This is a genomic window from Candidatus Eisenbacteria bacterium (assembly GCA_016867715.1).
In the GTDB taxonomy this organism is placed as follows: Bacteria; Orphanbacterota; Orphanbacteria; order Orphanbacterales; family Orphanbacteraceae; genus VGIW01.
Window position 1 is genome coordinate 1 of record VGIW01000155.1, and the last position, 3,352, is coordinate 3,352.

Genomic DNA, 3,352 nt, shown 5'->3' on the forward strand with positions numbered 1-3,352 from the left:
TGCACCTCATCCTTCGAATCCTCCTCTTGTTGTGCCGGGGATGGGAGGGGATTTCGGCAACTGCTGCAAGAACTACCGATTGCTCCCCACGTCCCGCGGGCGATTTGCCCCGAAGATCGGCCCGATAAAGGAAACCCTTGAGGGGGGAGAGCCTCGGTCGATTGCGGCGCCGCGCAGCGAACGCTTGTATTTTCAATGGGTTGCAAGCCGCGATCGCTTTTCGAAGGGCTGCATGCGGGGGCACGAATCCTGCCTGGGGTCGACTCCCCGGTCCCGAAACCGGGTGAATCGGCGTGACTTCTCAGTACGAACGGATCTTCCAGATTTGGGCCGCATACTCGCGCACCGTCCGGTCGCTCGAGAACCTGCCGATGCGGGCGACGTTCATGATCGCCTTCTCCCGCCAGAGAGGGGGCGCGAGGTAGGTCTTCTCCACGTCTTTCTGCCGGTCGATGTAGGAGGGAAGATCGGCGAGATGGAAGTAATAGTCCCCCTGATCGACGATCCTCTGGAAGATCCACTTGAAGAGCCCCGGCTCATGCGGCGAGAAGAGATCGGAGTTCAGCCCGTCCATCACGCGTCGCAGGAGGTGGTTGTACTGGTAGTAATGGTAGGGGCTGTAGGATCGCTCCTCGCGCATCTTCCGGACCTCGTCCGCCCGGAGCCCGAAGATGAAGATGTTCTCCGCCCCGACCTCCTCGAGGATCTCGATGTTCGCGCCGTCGAGAGTGCCGATCGTGAGGGCGCCGTTCATGGCGAACTTCATGTTCCCCGTCCCGGATGCCTCCATGCCCGCCGTCGAGATCTGTTCGCTGAGATCCGCCGCCGGGATGATCTTCTCCGCGAGCGAAACTCTGTAGTCGGGGATGAAGACGACGCGGAGCCGATCCCGGGTGCGCGGATCGTTGTTCACGACGCGGCCGACGTTGTGGATCAGCTTGATGATCTGCTTCGCCGCCCAGTAGCCCGGCGCGGCTTTCCCCGCGTAGATGTACGTGCGGGGCACCGGGATCTCCGCGCCGTCCTCGACGACGGTGAAGTACTGATGGATGACGTGCATGACGCTGAGCAGCTGGCGTTTGTACTCGTGGATCCGCTTCACCTGAACGTCGAAGAGGGAGTTCGGGTCCACCGTCTCCCGCGTCGCGTCGTAGACGACCTTCGCGAGCCGCTCCTTGTTCTCCCTCTTGATTCGTCCGAAGGCTTCCTGGAAGGCGCCGTCCCGTGCGTGCGGCTCGAGGCCGCGGAGATGGTCGAGGTCGGTGATCCAGGAATCGCCGATCGTGTCGGTGACGAGCCGGGCGAGGGCTGGGTTCGCCTTGAGAAGCCATCTTCGCTGCGTGACGCCGTTCGTTTTATTGTTGAAGCGTTCCGGCCAGAGGCGGTAGAAGTCCGCCGCGAGCGACGACTTGATGAGCTCGGTATGAAGCTTCGCAACCCCGTTCACCGAGCGGCTCCCGACGATCGCCAGGTGCGCCATCCGAACTTGGGGTGCGCCCCCGTCCTCGAAGAGCGACATGCGGGCAAGCCGCCCCCGATCGTCGGGCCAGACTTTCTCGATTTCGCGAAGAAACCTCCGGTTGATCTCCTCGATGATCTGGAGGTGGCGGGGGACGACACGCCGGAGAAGCTCCACCGGCCATTTCTCCAGCGCCTCAGGGAGAAGCGTGTGGTTCGTGTAGCCGAAGGTCGAGCGAGTAATCGACCAGGCGCGCTCCCAGCGGACCGCTTTCTCGTCGACCAGGATGCGCATCAGCTCGGCGATGGCGAGCGCGGGATGCGTGTCGTTCAGTTGGATCGCCACGCGCGAGGGGAAGTCGTCGAAGGCCGCTCGGCGCGCCTGGTACTTCTGAACGATGTCCCAAAGCGCGCACGCGACGAAGAAGTACTCTTGGAGGAGTCGAAGCTCCTTCCCGGCCTCCACGAGATCGGAAGGATAGAGGACCTTCGATATCGTCTCGGAAGCGACCTTCTGCTCCACGGCGAGGAGATAGTCGCCGCCGTTGAAGATCCCGACGTCGAACTCGTGCGAGGAGCGGGCGGTATAGAGGCGAAGCGTGTTCACGGTCCGACCGCCGTAACCGACGATCGGCATGTCGTGGGGAACGCCGATCAGGATGCGCCAATCGCTCCAGACCGGCTGCTTGCGTCCCGCCGAATCGGGGATCGTCTCCATCCGCCCGTAGACCGGGACGATGCACGCCTCGTCGGGGCGCTCGATCAGCCACGGCGTTCCGTACGAGCGCCAATGATCCGGTCTCTCTCTCTGGTGTCCGTCCGAGATCTGCTGCCGGAAGAGGCCGTATTCGTAATTGATGCCGTATCCGAATCCCGGCATCCCGAGCGTCGCCAACGAGTCGAGAAGACAGGCGGCCAATCGGCCGAGCCCGCCGTTTCCGAGAGCGGCGTCCGTTTCCGCCTCGCGCACCTCCTCGATATCGAGGCCCATGCTTTCGAGCGCTTCTCGGCACAGGTCGTAGATGCCGAGGTTCGTGAGGTTGTTGCCGAGCGACCGTCCGATAAGATACTCCATGGATAGGTAATAGAGACGTTTCGCATCCGCCTCCCGGTATCGCGTTTCGGTCTCGAAGAGAAGATCGACGAGGCGGTCCCTCACGGCGAGCGCGACCGCATTGAAGATCTCGCGTCCGGCGAGGTGCTTCCATTCCCGCCCGAGCGAATAGCGGATGTGTCTTCGGATCGACTCTTGGAACTCCCTCGAGGCGTCGGAGAGAGGATTCTTGGGCGAGGCTTCCATCGGGTACGCGTTCTCCTCAAGCGATCACACGGCTTGTCGACGCGGCAGTCGTTCATCCGGGAGGTCCCGCCGGTTGCGCTTTCTCCCTCTTCTCCTTCTTGTCGGGCGGGAGAGGAAAGAAGATGAGCCGCACCGGGTTCCGCGGGAACGGGCGATCGCGCGAGTGCGCGCGGGGAAGGGGTCCGGGACAGCAGGGTTCCGGATGCCTCCCGCCCCGCGCGCGGCCCGCCGGAGCGCAGCCGGTTAGCCGTTCCTCGCGCCGAGCTCCCGATCCATCATGAAGATCCCGGGAACCATGTCGCCGATCATCTTCAGCTTCTGGACGACCTCGTCCGCCGACGCTTCCTCCTCGACCTGCTCGGCGACGAACCACTGGAGGAAGGCGTGCGCGGGGTGGTCCCCTTCCTTCGCCGCGAGGTCGAGGAGCTTGTGAATCCCGGCGGTGACCTTCTGCTCGTGCGCGTAGACGGCCTGGAACGCATCGAGAGGCGACTTCCACGACGAAGGCGGGGTCTCGATCGCGTCGAGAATCGGCTTCCCGCCCCGGTCGAGAATGAAGTGGAAGAACTTCATTCCGTGTTCGGTTTCCTCTTT

At 63.2% G+C, this 3,352-nt stretch carries 2 protein-coding genes; both read right to left on the bottom strand.

The features are described from left to right. Window positions 1–301: 301 nt before the first annotated feature. Window positions 302–2,758, bottom strand: coding sequence for a glycogen/starch/alpha-glucan phosphorylase (locus tag FJY73_14195; GenBank protein ID MBM3321811.1), 2,457 nt, complete (start codon window positions 2,756–2,758; stop codon window positions 302–304). A gap of 243 nt (window positions 2,759–3,001) precedes the next feature. Beyond that, a partial coding sequence (locus tag FJY73_14200) for a ferritin (GenBank protein ID MBM3321812.1) occupies window positions 3,002–3,352 on the bottom strand: 351 nt, incomplete at its 5' end.

Coding starts and splice junctions, on each gene's coding strand:
- FJY73_14195 (MBM3321811.1), bottom strand. CDS start 2,758: ATGGAAGCCTCGCCCAAGAATCCTCTCTCCGACGCCTCGAGGGAGTTC.